The following is a 16,166-nucleotide window of genomic DNA, read 5'->3' as shown; positions in this document are numbered from 1 at the left end:
ATTAGAATAGCAATCTGTTTTCTTTTAATCGTGATCGAGACCTTTAATGGCTGCTTTTAACGTTGAACGCATTACTCATGTTCACCACTGGAATGACACTCTTTTCAGTTTTAAAACTACACGCGATACCAGCTTACGTTTTAAAAATGGTCAGTTCGTAATGATCGGACTTGAAGTGAATGGCAAACCGTTAATGCGTGCGTATTCGATTGCAAGTGCAAACTACGAAGAAGAGTTAGAATTCTTCTCAATTAAAGTACAAGACGGTCCTTTAACTTCGATTTTGCAAAAAGTACAAGTTGGTGATGAAATCTTAGTTTCTAAAAAACCAACAGGTACTTTGGTTCATGATGACCTTTTACCAGGTAAAAACTTATACCTTTTATCTTCTGGTACTGGTCTTGCTCCATTCTTATCAATTATTCGTGATCCAGAAACTTACGAACGCTTTGAAAAAGTCATCGTTGTTCACGGTACACGCTATATTTCTGAATTAGCTTATCAAGACCTTATCTTGAACGAATTACCAAACCACGAATTCTTTGAAGAGTTAGGTATTAAAGACAAGCTTGTTTACTACCCTACTGTTACTCGTGAACCGTTCCACACTCAAGGCCGTGTAACAACTGCAATTGAAACTGGCGCTTTATTCGAAAAAATCGGTTTACCACGCTTCAACCGTGAAACTGACCGTGCAATGCTTTGCGGTAGCCCTGCATTCTTAAAAGACGTTGCTGCATTACTTGACCAACACGGTTTAGTTGAATCACCTCGTATGGGTGAAATGGGCGACTACGTCATTGAACGTGCGTTTGTAGAAAAATAATTTTTCTAGATATAAAAAAACCGAGGCAAAGTCCTCGGTTTTTTTATATCTGTTTTCACAACTTAATTGTGCCATCGATACAGGTGACAGCGGTTCCACCCACTAAAATTTTATCCTGATACAATTCAAGTTGAAGCTGTCCGTCTCGACCTACCGCCCCACCTTGTGAAGAGAGTACGACATCATTTTGTGCAGGAAGGATCCCATAGTAACGAATAAATGAAGCTACGCTACCATTACCACTACCACAAACAGGATCTTCATTTATTCCACATGAAGGGACAAATGAACGAACTTCTATGTGTTTTTGTTCATCATTATTTTCATGAAAACCAAAAACTGTCGCACCCGTAACTTTCATTTCTAAGTCATGTTCTTTTAAAGCGGCAAAGTCTGGTTGGCTATCTAAAACAGCATCAGCATTAACAGCTTGTAATACAATCCAGCGCGCCCCTACATCCACCAATGCAGCATTCCACTGAGTATTAATTTCACATTTTAAAATTTCTGCTAATTTCTCAGTATGCATAGCATCTAGTGGAGTAATTTTAGGCTTAGGTAATTCAAATGAAATATGACTTGATTCACTCACGGTCAGAGTCACCAAACCAGCACCGCACTGCTGTACCAGCTTACCTTCTTTCGCTTTAATTAAACCAGCCTCAAGCAAAGCATAGGCAGTACCAATTGTAGGATGGCCTGCAAATGGCAATTCATTTTGCGGAGTAAAGATTCGAACCTGATAGTCAGCTTGTGAATCGGTAGCAGGAAGTACAAATGTGGTTTCAGAAAGATTGGTCCAGTTCGCAATGGCTTGCATCTGCTCAGACGTTAAAGTACTGGCATCCATAATGACCGCAACAGGATTTCCTTTAAATGCTTGTGAAGTAAAAACATCAACTTGTTTAAATGCAACAACAGACATAGACCACTCCTACTGATTTTATAATTAAAAAAATATGGCTTTAAATCCTCACCATTTTTTGATCTTACTGTTTTATTTTTAATGGTCACAGTATCAGTTAATATGAAAAATAATAGACACAGTTCTTAAAGCTAAATCCTCCATTAAAAGTATTAAACTAAATTAATCACAATATTTGAGATAAATATGAGATCACGATAAAGTGTATCCATTGCTTTTGCTTTTTAATAAATTGATATGTACAAATATAAAAAAGTGAGTGATGAACTTACTCTTCAAATTCAGAATGGCAGGCAGCCTATTGGTTCTCGGCTACCATCAATTCGAGATTGTGCCCAACATTATCAGGTCAGTATTAACACCGTAAAAGAAGCTTATCGTCAGCTTGAGGATCAAGGTTTAATTTCAGTTCGTCCACAGTCTGGTTACTATGTTTGTCATGCACCTTCAAATTTACTAGAACTCGAAGAGCGTTATGTCAGTGAAGAAAAAGTATCTCTTTCAGGAATTAGCTGTTTTCTCGCACAAATTGTTAAAAAGCAGATGGACCCCGACTATATCAATTTAGCTCTGGCTTGCCCTACAGGTGAAAACTTCTATCCAATTGAACGCTTAAAACGCTTAACTGCTCAAGTTTTACGGACGCAGCCAGACATTTTTAAAAACTATACTTTACCGCCCGGCTCTATACGTTTACGTACACAAATTGCGAGGCGAAGTTTACAGCTTGGTATGTTTCTTTCAGCAGATGATATTGTGCTGACTCACGGCACGATGGAGGCTTTAAGTCTTGCGATTATGGCAACAACTCAAGCGGGTGACAGTATTGCTCTTGAGATCCCTACTTTTCATAACTTGTACCCACTCCTTCATAATTTAGGCCGAAAAATTGTAGAAGTGCCGACTTCGCCACATACTGGTATGTGCTTAGATGCTCTTGAAGAACTCTTAAAATCTAAAAGTGTACAAGCCATATTAACCATTCCAACTGGACATAACCCTCTTGGTTTTAGCATGCCTGAAAACAACCGACGTCGTTTAGCAGAGCTCGCTAATCAATTCCAAATTCCTGTTATTGAAGATGCGATGTATGCCGAATTACAACTCACCGAACCTCTACTACCCAACATTAAGGCATTTGACCAAAATGGATGGGTTTTGGTCTGTGGCAGCTACACAAAAACTGTGGCACCCGACTATCGAATTGGTTGGCTAGAAGCTGGGCGCTTTCGTAATATTGTGCAGCAGCTTAAATTTACAACCACTGTTGCAGAGCCAGCTTTACTCACAGAAACTTTAGGACTTTTCTTAGAGAATGGTGGTTATGACCTGCATTTACGTCAGCTCAAAAAACGCTATCAACAACAAATTGACACCATCAAATCTTATATTTGTCGTTATTTTCCAATCGGTACTCGAGTCAGTCGTCCACAAGCGGGATTTATCCTATGGTTAGAGTTACCCGAATCAATTGATACTCTAGAACTGTTTCATCAGGCCATGGATGAAAAAATCTTATGTATGCCGGGAATTTTATGTTCGGCTGATAAACGTTTTAGTCATTGTTTACGTATTGCAGCTTGTTTTGAGTTAAATCCCAAAATGTTAAATGCTTTGATGCGTTTAGGAGAGCTAGCAAAAAATACGCTCCCCGTACAAAAAGATAGTGGTCAAATCCCTACTAATTCAGTAGGTTGAATCGAAAATGTAGAGTCAATAAAATAAACCCATATATTTTTTATGCCTTTTATTTTATGAAAACTGAGCTTCTCTCTCCCGCAGGTTCACTTAAAAACATGCGCTATGCTTTTGCCTATGGTGCAGATGCCGTATATGCAGGACAACCACGTTATAGCTTACGTGTTCGTAATAATGCTTTTGATCATGACAACTTAAAAATCGGAATTGATGAAGCCCATGCTTTGGGTAAAAAGTTTTATGTTGTGGTGAATATTCAGCCACATAACAGCAAATTAAAAAACTTTATTCGTGATCTTGAACCAATTATAGCGATGCAACCAGATGCACTGATTATGTCTGATCCAGGCTTAATCATGATGGTGAGAGAGCATTTTCCAGAAGTGCAAATTCATCTATCGGTTCAAGCCAACGCTATTAACTGGGCCACTGTTAAATTTTGGAAAGACTACGGCCTAAGCCGTGTGATTTTATCTCGTGAATTATCTTTAGAAGAAATAGAAGAAATCCAGCGACATGTGCCAGATATTGAACTCGAAGTTTTTGTACATGGCGCACTATGCATGGCCTACTCAGGCCGCTGTTTACTTTCTGGATATATGAACAAGCGTGATGCCAACCAAGGTGCTTGTACCAATGCTTGCCGTTGGGACTATAAGTTGCATCAAGCCCAAGAAGATGCAAACGGCGATGTAATTCCAGTTACTCAGCTCAATGAGTCAGAAAAGTCTTGCTGCTCATCAGGACAATCAGAAACAACCTCGGTTCAAACTTTACTCGTACAACGTAATGATGAAGAAATGTTTGCGGCTGAAGAAGATGAACACGGCACCTATTTTATGAACTCTAAAGATTTACGTGCGGTACAACATGTAGATCGTTTAACCAAAATGGGGATTGCCTCACTGAAAATTGAAGGCCGTACTAAATCCTATTTTTACTGTGCCCGTACAGCACAAATTTATCGAAAAGCTATTGACGATGCTTTAGCAGGTAAACCATTTGACTCAAGTTTAATGACCCAACTTGAAGGGCTGGCAAACCGTGGTTATACCGAAGGCTTTTTAAGACGTCATGTACATAGTGAATATCAAAACTATGCTGATGGTTCATCACATTTTGACTACCAACAATTTTGTGGAGAGGTTTTAGAGCGTCACGGTGATTATATTCGCATTGAAGTTAAAAACCGTTTTGTGGTGGGCGACTCACTTGAGCTGATGACCCCTCAAGGCAATATTACCTTTACCTTAACCGAAATGCGCGATTTAAAAGGTAACATAATTACAGATGCTAAAGGTTCGGGGCATTTCGTTGAAATTCCACTCTCACAAGATGTTGATATCAGTTATGCCTTACTCATACGCAATTTGCCTCATGCCAAGGAAAATATTACTGCTTCTACATTAGCTTATTCAGCGAGTTAAATATGGCACTTTTGATTACGAGTGACTGCATCAATTGTGATATGTGCTTACCAGAATGCCCCAATACAGCTATTTTTGAAGGCAACAAAGTTTATGAAATTGATCCACACCGTTGTACCGAATGTGTAGGCTTTTACGATGCACCAACATGTAAGGCGGTTTGCCCTATTGATTGCATAAAACCAGACCCTGCGCATATTGAGAATGAAGAGCAACTATTAGAGAAATTTAAAGGGTTAAATTTACTCGGCGAATCTATTTTTTAAAATAGTCTATAGAGGGTCAAGCTAAAGTCGCTGATCCTCTTTTTATGACTATGCAGATCAATGATTAAATAAATGAATAAATAGCTGAGAACACTTTGCTAGTGATAAAATCAATTTATCAGTTCAGTTTGATTTACTGGTAATTTTGTACCAAAAAAATTAAACAATCGTTAAAACTGCCAATCCATTTCAACATTTCATGTAGATTGATTAAAACTCATTCTGGCGCAGCTCCCCATGTCTTATCTTTATTTAGCAATTGCGATTGCTTGTGAAGTCATTGCAACTTCAGCTTTAAAAGCATCTCAAGGTTTTACTGTTCCTATTCCATCCATCATTACGGTGGTGGGCTATGCAATTGCTTTTTATTTATTGTCCCTGACTTTAAAAACAATTCCGATGGGGATTGCATATGCCATTTGGTCAGGTGCAGGTATTATTTTAATTTCCGCAATCGGCTGGATATTTTACAAACAGCATTTAGACTTAGCTGCCTGCATTGGTCTTACTTTAATGATCGCGGGTATTATCATTATTAATGTGTTTTCTAAAAATACTCATCTTTAAACTATAACTAAAACAACCGAGTAAGATGTAAACCCTTGTTTTAAAAAATTTCACCTTAGTCGGTATGAACAACTTATTTTAAACTGCCTGTTAAAAATTGCTTTAAACGCTCACTTTTCGGGTTATTGAGTACTTCATCAGGATGGCCCTGTTCCTCAATTTTCCCTTGATGCAAAAAAATCACTTGATTAGATACATGACGTGCAAAGCCCATTTCATGTGTGACCACAATCATGGTACGCCCTTCTTCAGCCAAGCCCTGCATTACTTTTAGTACTTCACCCACCAGCTCTGGATCAAGCGCGCTGGTTGGTTCGTCAAACAACATAACTTCTGGTTCCATAGCCAAAGCACGAGCAATCGCTACACGTTGCTGCTGACCACCAGATAAAAATGCCGGATATTTACTTTCAACACTTTCAGGTAATCCAACTTTACGTAGATATTTGCGTGCACGCTCCTCAGCTTCAGCACGCTTTACTCCAAGTACATGGATTGGCCCTTCAATGACATTTTCCAGTACTGTCATGTGAGACCATAAATTAAAGTGCTGAAACACCATCATCAGTTGGGTACGCATTTTTTGTAGTTGCTTTGGTTCAACCACTTTCAAATTGCCTTTTTTATCAAAGACCGTGCGTAATTTTTCACCATTGAGCTTAATCGTGCCATTGCTCGGTTGTTCTAAAAAGTTGATACAACGCAGCAAGGTACTTTTACCTGAACCAGATGAACCAATAATACTAATTACATCACCGGCATTTGCATCAAGTGATATTCCTTTAAGTACCTCATGATCGCCGAATGTCTTATGTAAATCGCGAATCACTAGTTTTGCAACGTGTTCCATTTATGTCTCCTAATGATTCGATGGCTTTAAAAATGCCAACCAACGTTTTTCCAACTTACGAAATATCCAAATCAAAATAAATGCCAGCATTGCATACAACACCGCGGCAATTCCAAAAGCATTGAAAGTGTCATAGGTTGCCGCATTCACATCACGCGCAATTTTTAAAATGTCAGGAACTGTTGCTGTAAATGCAATGGTTGTCGCGTGCAACATCAAAATGACTTCGTTACCGTAAAATGGCAAAGCACGGCGTAACATAGATGGGATGATAATACGTGTGTAGAGTTTCCATTTTGACATACCGAAAGCTTGAGCAGCTTCAATCTCACCATGTGGAATAGAACGAATCGCTCCTGCAAAGATTTCAGTCGTATATGCACTAGTATTGAGCGCGAATGCCAAAATGGTGCAATTTATGCCTTCTCTAAAAAATGCATCAAGCGTCTGATGTTCATGAATGTAATCAAAGCTGTAAATACCTGAATAAATAATCAGCAATTGGATGTATAACGGAGTCCCACGAAAAACATAAGTAAACAACCAAACTGGGCTACGCAACCAAAGATTTTCTGATACTCGTGCAAGTGATAAAGGCACAGCAAGCACAAACCCAATACCAATCGATAGCACCAATAACCAAGCAGTCATCGCGACACCGGTCATTTGTAGGCCATCGGTCCAAAGGTATGCCTGCCAATATTGTTGAAGGATTTCAATCATAATTGTCCCTTCCTCACACCAGCAGAATAACGACGTTCAAGCCACATTAAGATCAGGTTCGACACGGTGGTAATTGCCAAATAAATCGCAGCAGCCACGACACTAAAAAAGAACAATTGCATGGTATTTCTACCCGCATCTTGCGTAATTTTTACAATATCAGTTAGGCCAATAATTGAAACTAGTGCGGTTGCCTTAATTAAAACTTGCCAGTTGTTACCAATACCCGGTAACGCAAAACGCATCATTTGAGGGAATAATACACGGTGAAAAACCTGCCAAGGGGTCATACCATAGGCCATTGCTGCTTCAATTTGTCCTCTTGGAACCGATTGGAATGCGCCACGAAAGGTCTCGGTAAAATATGCACCATAAATGAACGCTAAAGTAATCACACCAGCCACAAATGGGTTGATATCAATTTGGTCCATTTGCAATGCTTCAGTAATTTGGTTGAGACCCAACTGCAAGCTATAAAATAACAACAGCATAATAACCAAATCAGGCACACTACGGATGAGTGTGGTATAGGCTGTCGCGATATAACGTAAAATTTTAATACTAGAGAGTTTTGAGCTCGCACCAATTAAGCCAATAATCACAGAAAGTAAAAGTGACAACAACGCAAGCTGTATGGTCATCCATGTACCGCTGAGAAGGAGTGGCCCATAGCCAGAAAAAAACATGACTCCTCTTCTCCTTAAAAACAATATCTAATATTGATAAGATGAGAATAGATCTAAAAATGTCGGCTTAAAGCCGACATTTTTCACATCCTTAGTAAATGCTAAAGGAGAAATATTTTTTCTCGAGTTTCTTGTATGTGCCATCTGCAATGATTGCAGCTATTGCTTTATTAATGTTAGCTTTCAAGTCTGCATCTTCTTTGCGTAAGCCAATCGCCGCGCCCACCCCAAGTGTTTTTGCATCAACCACGTTCCCACCAACAAAACCAAAGTTTTTGCCTTTTGGTTGTTTTAAGAAAGCACCATCAACCATAATTGCATCTTGTAAGGTTGCATCCAAACGTCCTGACATCATGTCTTGGTAAATCAAATCTTGGACTGGATAAGGTACAACAGTTACGCCTTTTGGTGCCCAATAGGTTTTAGCATAAGTTTCTTGAATTGTGCCCTGTTGTACGCCCACACGTTTACCCTTCAATGATGCAGCAGTCGGTAATAACGGTGAACCTTTTTTTGCAACCATACGTGTTGGCGTGTTGTAGATTTTGCTAGTAAATGCAATTTGTTTTGCACGTTCATCAGTGACTGTCATTGATGAAAGAATACCATCAAACTTTTTCGCTTTAAGTGCCGGAATCATCCCGTCAAAAGAGTTCTCAACCCAAACACATTTGGCTTTAAGTTTTGCACAAATAGCATTCCCTAAATCAACATCAAAACCAGTTAACTTGCCATCTGGTGTTTTATATTCAAATGGTGCATAAGACGACTCAGTACCAAAACGAATCACCTTCCAATCCTTTGCTTGAACATTCGTTGCAACAGCAGCCAAAACTAAGGTTGTTGAAACGAACATTTTTTTCATAAAGCTTGCCATCTTGAAGCTTCTCCTTAAAATCCTAATAAGGTGATAAAAACTTGAGCAATTGCTAAATTACTCTTCTGCCGAAATAATTGCAATTTCTATACCAGTAAATTAAGGATTTATGAAGATGACTAAACAGTGGATTGTATTAACTGATTAAATGTTGAAAAATCACTCAAAATATGAAGCTAATTTTTGAGTGCATAGGCTTCTGCCATATTTTCATTTTCGACCAAGGTTCGAATGGTATATTCATGGTTATGTTCTTTGGCAGTGGCAAATTCACATTTCTGATCCCATAACATTGAGCAACCACTCAGCAATGGACAACCTGCAAATAATTCGGCTACCCAATCAACAAACACTCGAACTTTAGGCGATAAATGACGGTTTTGTAGATACACAACTGATATTGGCATAGGTGCGGGCAACCATTCCGTCAGTACCTCCTTGAGCGTACCTTCTTCTAGATGTTTGGCTACCATGTAATATGGGCATTGAATTAAGCCAAAACCTTGTACTGCCAAATCAACATATGAATCGCCATCGTTGACAGAAACACGCCCTTTCACACCAACGCTATGAATCTCACCATCGACCATAAAATCCCAGTCGATATTGCGTCCGGTACGACTATTAAAGTAATGCACGACTTGATGTTTTTTTAAGTCATCAATAGTTTTTGGTTCGCCATGCTCTGCCAAGTAACGTGGTGCAGCAACCGTCACACACTGAATTGTTCCGATACGACGTGCAACCAAACTTGAATCTTTCAACTGACCAATACGGATGACACAGTCCACCGCATCTTGTACCAAATCGACCGGACGATCACTCATTCCAATCACCAAATCAATATCAGGATAACGTTTATGAAAATCACACAGCATCGGAATTAAGATCATTCTCCCAATCGAAGCTTTAACATCAATACGCAGTCGGCCCCTTGGTCCACGTTCCGAATCATGAAAAGTTGACTCTACGTCTTCGACATCAGCTAAAATTCGTGAAGTACGTTCATAATAAACTGCGCCATCTGGTGTCAAACTAAGTTTACGAGTCGTTCGGTTAAGCAACCTAACTTGTAAATGTTTCTCTAAACCCTGAATGGTTGTCGTCACAGAAGCACGCGGTAAACCCAAACTATCAGCTGCTAAACTGAAACTATTTGTTTCGACAACTTTATTGAATACTCTCATGGCATGAAATAGATCCACACGCACACTCCTATTAATGCGTTTTATTTAACTCAAACACATCAATTATTATAAAAATACGAATAGTGTTATCAAATTTAATATATTTATTCATGATTGACAAACTTTTATGCTCCGTTCATCCCATAAACCCTGTTTCTCCCATACGGACCAAAACTAAAAGTCTGAAAACAGGTATCCAAATAACTAGGAGCACCTCATGTCATTTTCCCGCAAACAGTTCACACTGTCTGCCATCTTTGTTGCCATTTTAGCAACAGGAGGCAGTTTTATGTTTTTACATGAAAATGCCGATGCAAAAGCTGCACCGACCGCTGCCCAACAAGCTGCTACTGTTGATGTCGCCCCTGTAGTGAGTAAAACCATTACCGACTGGCAAGAATACTCCGGTCGTTTAGAAGCAATTGATCAAGTCGATATTCGACCCCAAGTTTCCGGCAAACTCATTGCCGTACATTTCAAAGATGGCAGTCTCGTAAAAAAAGGCGACTTACTTTTTACCATTGATCCACGGCCTTTCGAGGCAGAACTGAATCGTGCCCAAGCTCAACTCGCTTCAGCTGAAGCACAAGTCACTTATACAGGTTCTAATCTTTCCCGTATTCAACGTTTAATTCAAAGTAATGCTGTCTCACGTCAAGAGCTAGATTTAGCTCAAAATGATGCACGCTCAGCCAGTGCCAACCTACAAGCCGCTAGAGCAGCAGTTCAATCTGCCCGCTTAAATCTTGAGTACACCCGTATTACTGCGCCTGTTAGCGGTCGAATTTCCCGTGCTGAAGTCACCGTCGGCAATGTAGTTTCTGCAGGTAACGGAGCACAGGTTTTAACAAGTTTAGTATCTGTATCTCGCCTTTATGCATCTTTCGATGTTGATGAACAAACCTACCTGAAATACATCAGTAACCAGCGTAATTCTGCACAAGTTCCTGTTTATATGGGACTTGCCAATGAAACAGGCTTTACTCGTGAAGGTATGATCAATTCAATCGACAATAACCTAGATGCAACCTCCGGAACAATCCGTGTTCGCGCGACCTTTGACAATCCAAATGGAGTTTTATTACCAGGCTTATATGCGCGAATCCGTTTAGGCGGAGGTCAACCTCGTTCAGCAATTTTAATTAGCCCAACTGCGATCGGAGTCGATCAAGATAAACGCTTTGTCGTAGTAGTTGATGCTAAAAATCAGACCGCTTACCGTGAAATAAAAATCGGTGCGCAACAGGATGGTTTGCAAATCGTGAATAGCGGATTAAAAGCGGGTGACCGTATTGTTGTGAATGGTTTACAGCGGATTCGTCCGGGTGACCCTGTTACACCACATCTCGTTCCTATGCCTAACGCACAAATCACAGTTAACAGTACTACTCCTCAACCTCAGCCAACAGATAAAACATCAACTCCGGCAAAAGGTTAAGCCCATATGAATATCTCTAAATTTTTTATTGATCGGCCGATCTTTGCTGGTGTCTTATCAGTATTGATTTTACTCGCCGGTCTGCTTTCGGTGTTTAAACTACCGATTTCTGAATATCCGGAAGTTGTTCCCCCATCTGTGGTGGTACGTGCTCAATATCCGGGTGCAAACCCGAAAGTAATTGCTGAAACTGTTGCTTCTCCGCTTGAAGAATCAATCAACGGCGTTGAAGACATGCTGTATATGCAATCTCAAGCAAACAGCGACGGTAACCTAACCATTACGGTGAACTTTAAGCTCGGTATTGATCCAGACAAAGCGCAACAACTGGTTCAAAACCGTGTGTCTCAGGCTATGCCTCGTTTACCTGAAGACGTACAGCGTTTAGGTGTCACGACTTTAAAAAGCTCACCGACTTTAACCATGGTGGTGCATCTGACCTCACCAGATAGTCGCTATGACATGACCTACTTACGTAACTATGCGGTACTCAACGTAAAAGACCGTTTAGCACGTTTACAAGGGGTTGGTGAAGTCGGATTATTTGGTTCTGGGGACTACGCGATGCGCGTATGGCTCGACCCGCAAAAAGTAGCGCAGCGTAACCTCACCGCGACCGAAATTGTGAATGCAATTCGTGAACAAAATATTCAAGTTGCAGCTGGTACAATCGGTGCATCACCAAGTAATTCACCCTTACAGCTCTCAGTCAATGCTCAAGGTCGTTTAACGACTGAGCAAGAATTTGCCGATATTATTTTAAAAACTGCTCCAGATGGTGCGGTTACCCGATTGGGTGATGTGGCTCGTGTTGAACTTGCAGCTTCACAATACGGCTTGCGTTCATTACTCGATAATAAACAAGCAGTCGCGATTCCAATTTTCCAAGCTCCGGGTGCTAATGCTTTACAAGTTTCCGATCAAGTGCGTAGCACGATGAAGGAGCTTTCAAAAGATTTCCCATCTTCAATTAAATACGACATTGTTTATGACCCGACTCAATTCGTACGTGCCAGTATTAAAGCAGTAGTTCACACCTTACTTGAAGCAATTGCACTGGTTGTTATTGTTGTAATTTTATTCTTGCAAACATGGCGTGCCTCAATCATTCCATTGCTTGCTGTACCGGTTTCGATTATTGGTACATTCGCGCTCATGCTCGCTTTTGGTTACTCGATCAATGCGCTTTCACTGTTCGGGATGGTACTTGCCATCGGCATTGTGGTCGATGACGCGATTGTCGTCGTTGAAAATGTCGAGAGGAATATTGAAGCAGGTTTAAGCCCAAGAGATGCAACTTATCGCGCCATGCGAGAAGTGAGCGGACCGATTATTGCGATTGCTTTAACCCTGGTTGCCGTGTTCGTTCCTCTTGCTTTTATGACGGGCTTAACAGGGCAATTTTATAAACAATTTGCCATGACCATCGCCATTTCAACAGTCATTTCGGCATTTAACTCGCTTACTCTATCTCCTGCTTTGGCTGCCATGTTACTAAAAGGACATGATGCTAAACCTGATGCATTAACACGCCTTATGAACCGTGTATTTGGGCGTTTCTTTGCATTGTTTAACCGCGTATTTACACGTGCGTCAGACAACTATGGTAAAGGCGTAAGTCGTGTTATCTCCCATAAAGCATCAGCAATGGGTGTCTATGCAGCACTGTTAGGCTTAACCGTTGGGATTTCTTATATTGTTCCAGGTGGCTTCGTTCCTGCTCAAGACAAACAATATTTAATTAGCTTTGCTCAATTACCAAACGGCGCTTCATTAGATCGTACCGAAGCAGTCATCCGTAAAATGAGTGACACCGCACTTAAACAGCCTGGTGTAGAAAGTGCTGTTGCCTTCCCTGGCCTCTCAATTAATGGTTTCACCAACAGCTCTAGCGCTGGTATTGTCTTTGTAACCTTAAAGCCATTCGATGAACGTAAGGCTAAAGACTTATCTGCCAATGCAATTGCTGGTGCTCTCAACCAAAAATATTCAGCTATTCAAGATGCCTATATTGCGGTTTTCCCACCACCACCAGTGATGGGCTTAGGTACCATGGGCGGCTTTAAACTCCAACTTGAAGACCGAGGTGCCTTAGGCTATTCAGCTTTGAATGATGCTGCACAAAACTTTATGAAAGCAGCACAATCAGCCCCTGAACTTGGTCCAATGTTCTCAAGTTATCAAATTAACGTACCTCAACTAAATGTAGATCTGGACCGTGTGAAAGCCAAGCAACAAGGTGTTGCCGTGACAGATGTTTTCAACACCATGCAGATTTATTTAGGTTCTCAGTACGTTAATGACTTTAACCGCTTTGGACGTGTTTATCAGGTTCGAGCACAAGCCGATGCCCCTTTCCGTGCTAACCCTGAAGATATTTTGCAGCTTAAAACCCGAAACAGTGCCGGACAAATGGTGCCATTGTCATCACTGGTCAATGTGACACAAACTTACGGTCCAGAAATGGTCGTTCGTTATAACGGCTATACCTCAGCGGACATTAACGGCGGCCCTGCACCGGGTTATTCATCTAGTCAAGCAGAAGCTGCAGTTGAACGTATTGCCGCACAAACTCTGCCGCGTGGTATCAAGTTTGAATGGACAGATTTAACTTACCAAAAAATCTTGGCTGGTAATGCAGGACTTTGGGTATTCCCAATTAGTGTATTACTCGTGTTCTTGGTATTAGCTGCTCAATATGAAAGTCTAACTTTGCCTTTAGCTGTAATTTTAATTGTACCAATGGGAATCTTGGCGGCTCTAACAGGTGTTTGGCTGACAGGTGGAGATAACAACATCTTTACCCAAATTGGTCTGATGGTGCTGGTCGGGCTGGCCTGTAAAAATGCCATCTTAATTGTCGAGTTTGCACGAGAACTCGAAATGCAAGGTGCAACTGCTTTTAAAGCGGCGGTTGAAGCAAGCCGTCTACGTTTACGCCCAATTTTAATGACTTCTATTGCATTCATTATGGGTGTCGTACCACTGGTTACCTCAACAGGTGCAGGTTCTGAAATGCGTCATGCGATGGGTATTGCAGTGTTCTTCGGCATGATCGGTGTAACGCTGTTTGGTTTGTTCCTGACCCCTGCCTTTTATGTGCTGATTCGCACACTGAACAGCAAACATAAATTGCATTCGGCGGCAGTTCATGAAGCACCTTTATCTACCCCACACGATCATTAAGGAGGACATTTGATGACATCATCAAAACAAAAATGGTTAGTGTCCTCACTCATGGGAAGCCTGCTCCTTGCAGGCTGCTCTTTGGCTCCTGAATATCAACCTGCAAAGGTCATAGTTCCCGTCAAATTTAAAGAGTCTGACCCTAAACTTGAGGATAATAACTGGAAAATTGCCCAACCTGCTGATCAGCAGATTCGAGGTGAATGGTGGCGTGTTTTTAATGATGCTCAATTGAATGAGCTCGAACGACAAGCCATTTCTGGCAACCAGAGTCTTAAAGCGGCAGCGGCTAATATTCAAGCTTCCCGCGCATTACGTTCAGCAGCACAAGCTGAACGCTTGCCAAGTATTGGTGCTGGCTTTGGCCCAACTCGTCAAAAGCCATCTCCAGCTTCACTCGGTTTAGATGATAACGCTCATACATCTGCACAAACCTTATGGCGTGCTCAAGCGAATGTCTCATATGAGCTCGATTTATTTGGCCGTATTGCCAGTAGTGTCAATGCAGCAACAGCTGATGTACAGCAACAAGAAGCTTTATATCAGTCAGCACTTTTAGCTTTGCAAGCAGATGTTGCCCAAGGTTACTTTCTCATTCGTCAGCTTGACGCTGAACAAGCAATTTATAATCGCACTATTAAACTGCTTGGCGAGACAAGAGACTTAGTTCAAACACGTTTTAGAAATGGTTTGGTCAGTGAATTAGATGTTTCTCGCGCACAGACCGAACTTGCTACAGCACAAACCAATGCACTGAACATTGCGCGCAACAGAGCTAATGCAGAGCATGCACTTGCAGTATTGTTAGGCAAAACACCTGCTGAGTTTAACTTGGCAATTGAACCTTTAACTGCAAACAGCCTCCGTCTGCCAGCAGGTTTACCTTCAGCTTTACTGGAAAGACGACCGGACATTGCTGCGGCTGAACGTGCTATGGCAGCAGATAATGCGCGTATTGGAATTGCGCGTGCTGCCTTCTTCCCAAAACTGGACCTGACAGGTGCACTCGGTTATGAATCATCAAGTTTAGGTGAGTTGGGTAAATGGTCGAGCCGTACATTCTTGCTTGGTCCTGTGGCAGGTACTATTTTGTCTTTGCCATTATTTGACGGCGGGCAACGTAAAGCTGGAGTCGCTCAAGCGCGAGCTGCCTATGAAGAAAGCGTTGCAAACTATCGCCAAACTGTATTGAATGCATTTCGCGAAGTTGAAAATGGTTTATCAGATCAAAGAATTCTTGATCAGCAAATTCAGGCTCAAAACCAAGCACTTTCTTCTTCTCGTCATGCAAATCAATTGTCTCATTTACGTTATCGAGAAGGTGCGATTAGCTATCTTGATGTGATTGACTCAGATCGGACTATTTTGCAACAAGAGCAACTTTCTGCACAGCTAAACGGCAATAGAATGATGGCTAGTGTAGATTTAATCCGCGCATTAGGTGGTGGCTGGCATAATGCCGAGTCATCGGTAAAATCTAAAAGTTAATTCTTATCTAATTAACTTGACA

14 protein-coding genes are annotated in these 16,166 nt (G+C 41.1%); 8 read left to right on the top strand and 6 right to left on the bottom strand.

Features of this window, described 5'->3' with window-relative positions:
* Positions 1-46 precede the first annotated feature (46 nt).
* Positions 47-826, top strand: a complete 780-nt coding sequence (locus SOI76_RS05810; protein WP_002118187.1) for a ferredoxin--NADP reductase — start codon at positions 47-49, stop codon at positions 824-826.
* Between the two features lie 55 nt (positions 827-881).
* On the opposite strand, the gene SOI76_RS05805 is transcribed toward SOI76_RS05810, so the two are convergent.
* Positions 882-1,751, bottom strand: coding sequence for a PhzF family phenazine biosynthesis protein (locus SOI76_RS05805; RefSeq protein ID WP_104079026.1), 870 nt, complete (start codon positions 1,749-1,751; stop codon positions 882-884).
* 231 nt (positions 1,752-1,982) lie between these two features.
* Here SOI76_RS05805 and yjiR point away from each other — a divergent pair, with 231 nt between their 5' ends.
* From yjiR to abeS, 4 genes are all read left to right on the top strand, one after another.
* Complete coding sequence (yjiR, locus tag SOI76_RS05800; protein ID WP_104079027.1) at positions 1,983-3,449, top strand: PLP-dependent aminotransferase family protein; 1,467 nt, start codon at positions 1,983-1,985, stop codon at positions 3,447-3,449.
* Between the two features lie 56 nt (positions 3,450-3,505).
* Positions 3,506-4,876, top strand: a complete 1,371-nt coding sequence (gene yegQ / locus SOI76_RS05795) for a tRNA 5-hydroxyuridine modification protein YegQ (RefSeq protein WP_104079028.1) — start codon at positions 3,506-3,508, stop codon at positions 4,874-4,876.
* 2 nt (positions 4,877-4,878) lie between these two features.
* Complete coding sequence (locus tag SOI76_RS05790) at positions 4,879-5,142, top strand: YfhL family 4Fe-4S dicluster ferredoxin (protein WP_104079029.1); 264 nt, start codon at positions 4,879-4,881, stop codon at positions 5,140-5,142.
* Positions 5,143-5,379: 237 nt separating this feature from the next.
* Positions 5,380-5,709, top strand: a complete 330-nt coding sequence (abeS, locus tag SOI76_RS05785) for a multidrug efflux SMR transporter AbeS (protein WP_104079030.1) — start codon at positions 5,380-5,382, stop codon at positions 5,707-5,709.
* A 73-nt stretch (positions 5,710-5,782) separates the two neighbouring features.
* Here abeS and hisP read toward each other — a convergent pair whose 3' ends face one another.
* From hisP to SOI76_RS05760, 5 genes are all read right to left on the bottom strand, one after another.
* Entirely contained in the window at positions 5,783-6,559 is a 777-nt protein-coding gene (gene hisP / locus SOI76_RS05780) for an ABC transporter ATP-binding protein (RefSeq protein ID WP_016145905.1), read from the bottom strand.
* A gap of 9 nt (positions 6,560-6,568) precedes the next feature.
* Positions 6,569-7,282 (bottom strand): ABC transporter permease, encoded by a 714-nt coding sequence (gene hisM, locus SOI76_RS05775; protein ID WP_032053378.1) that lies wholly within the window; start codon positions 7,280-7,282, stop codon positions 6,569-6,571.
* Complete coding sequence (gene hisQ, locus SOI76_RS05770; protein WP_032053377.1) at positions 7,279-7,968, bottom strand: ABC transporter permease; 690 nt, start codon at positions 7,966-7,968, stop codon at positions 7,279-7,281. Before hisQ ends, hisM begins: the two co-directional genes overlap by 4 nt.
* Positions 7,969-8,059: 91 nt before the next feature.
* Entirely contained in the window at positions 8,060-8,845 is a 786-nt protein-coding gene (gene argT / locus SOI76_RS05765; protein ID WP_032053376.1) for an ABC transporter substrate-binding protein, read from the bottom strand.
* A gap of 176 nt (positions 8,846-9,021) precedes the next feature.
* Entirely contained in the window at positions 9,022-10,050 is a 1,029-nt protein-coding gene (locus tag SOI76_RS05760; RefSeq protein ID WP_104079031.1) for a LysR family transcriptional regulator, read from the bottom strand.
* 199 nt (positions 10,051-10,249) lie between these two features.
* Between SOI76_RS05760 and adeF the strand changes: the two genes are divergently transcribed.
* The 3 genes from adeF to oprM are packed head-to-tail and all read left to right on the top strand — an operon-like array spanning position 10,250 to position 16,144.
* Positions 10,250-11,470 carry a multidrug efflux RND transporter periplasmic adaptor subunit AdeF gene (adeF, locus tag SOI76_RS05755; RefSeq protein ID WP_104079032.1) on the top strand — a complete coding sequence of 407 codons (1,221 nt, stop codon included), beginning with the start codon at positions 10,250-10,252 and terminating at the stop codon, positions 11,468-11,470.
* 6 nt (positions 11,471-11,476) lie between these two features.
* Complete coding sequence (gene adeG / locus SOI76_RS05750; RefSeq protein ID WP_057074421.1) at positions 11,477-14,656, top strand: multidrug efflux RND transporter permease subunit AdeG; 3,180 nt, start codon at positions 11,477-11,479, stop codon at positions 14,654-14,656.
* A gap of 12 nt (positions 14,657-14,668) precedes the next feature.
* Positions 14,669-16,144 carry an efflux transporter outer membrane subunit gene (oprM, locus tag SOI76_RS05745; protein WP_104079033.1) on the top strand — a complete coding sequence of 492 codons (1,476 nt, stop codon included), beginning with the start codon at positions 14,669-14,671 and terminating at the stop codon, positions 16,142-16,144.
* Positions 16,145-16,166: the final 22 nt, after the last annotated feature.

This window comes from Acinetobacter pittii (assembly GCF_034064985.1).
GTDB lineage: Bacteria > Pseudomonadota > Gammaproteobacteria > Pseudomonadales > Moraxellaceae > Acinetobacter > Acinetobacter pittii_H.
Note: the sequence above shows the minus strand (reverse complement) of the source record. Positions and strands in the feature narration are given on the sequence as shown.

What these genes read in the sequence shown, in the direction of transcription:
- adeG (WP_057074421.1), top strand. Translation starts at nt 11,477, where the DNA reads ATGAATATCTCTAAATTTTTTATTGATCGGCCGATCTTTGCTGGTGTC.
- SOI76_RS05790 (WP_104079029.1), top strand. Translation starts at nt 4,879, where the DNA reads ATGGCACTTTTGATTACGAGTGACTGCATCAATTGTGATATGTGCTTA.
- yegQ (WP_104079028.1), top strand. Translation starts at nt 3,506, where the DNA reads ATGAAAACTGAGCTTCTCTCTCCCGCAGGTTCACTTAAAAACATGCGC.
- hisQ (WP_032053377.1), bottom strand. Translation starts at nt 7,968, where the DNA reads ATGTTTTTTTCTGGCTATGGGCCACTCCTTCTCAGCGGTACATGGATG.
- oprM (WP_104079033.1), top strand. Translation starts at nt 14,669, where the DNA reads ATGACATCATCAAAACAAAAATGGTTAGTGTCCTCACTCATGGGAAGC.
- hisP (WP_016145905.1), bottom strand. Translation starts at nt 6,559, where the DNA reads ATGGAACACGTTGCAAAACTAGTGATTCGCGATTTACATAAGACATTC.
- hisM (WP_032053378.1), bottom strand. Translation starts at nt 7,282, where the DNA reads ATGATTGAAATCCTTCAACAATATTGGCAGGCATACCTTTGGACCGAT.
- abeS (WP_104079030.1), top strand. Translation starts at nt 5,380, where the DNA reads ATGTCTTATCTTTATTTAGCAATTGCGATTGCTTGTGAAGTCATTGCA.
- argT (WP_032053376.1), bottom strand. Translation starts at nt 8,845, where the DNA reads ATGGCAAGCTTTATGAAAAAAATGTTCGTTTCAACAACCTTAGTTTTG.
- SOI76_RS05810 (WP_002118187.1), top strand. Translation starts at nt 47, where the DNA reads ATGGCTGCTTTTAACGTTGAACGCATTACTCATGTTCACCACTGGAAT.
- SOI76_RS05805 (WP_104079026.1), bottom strand. Translation starts at nt 1,751, where the DNA reads ATGTCTGTTGTTGCATTTAAACAAGTTGATGTTTTTACTTCACAAGCA.
- adeF (WP_104079032.1), top strand. Translation starts at nt 10,250, where the DNA reads ATGTCATTTTCCCGCAAACAGTTCACACTGTCTGCCATCTTTGTTGCC.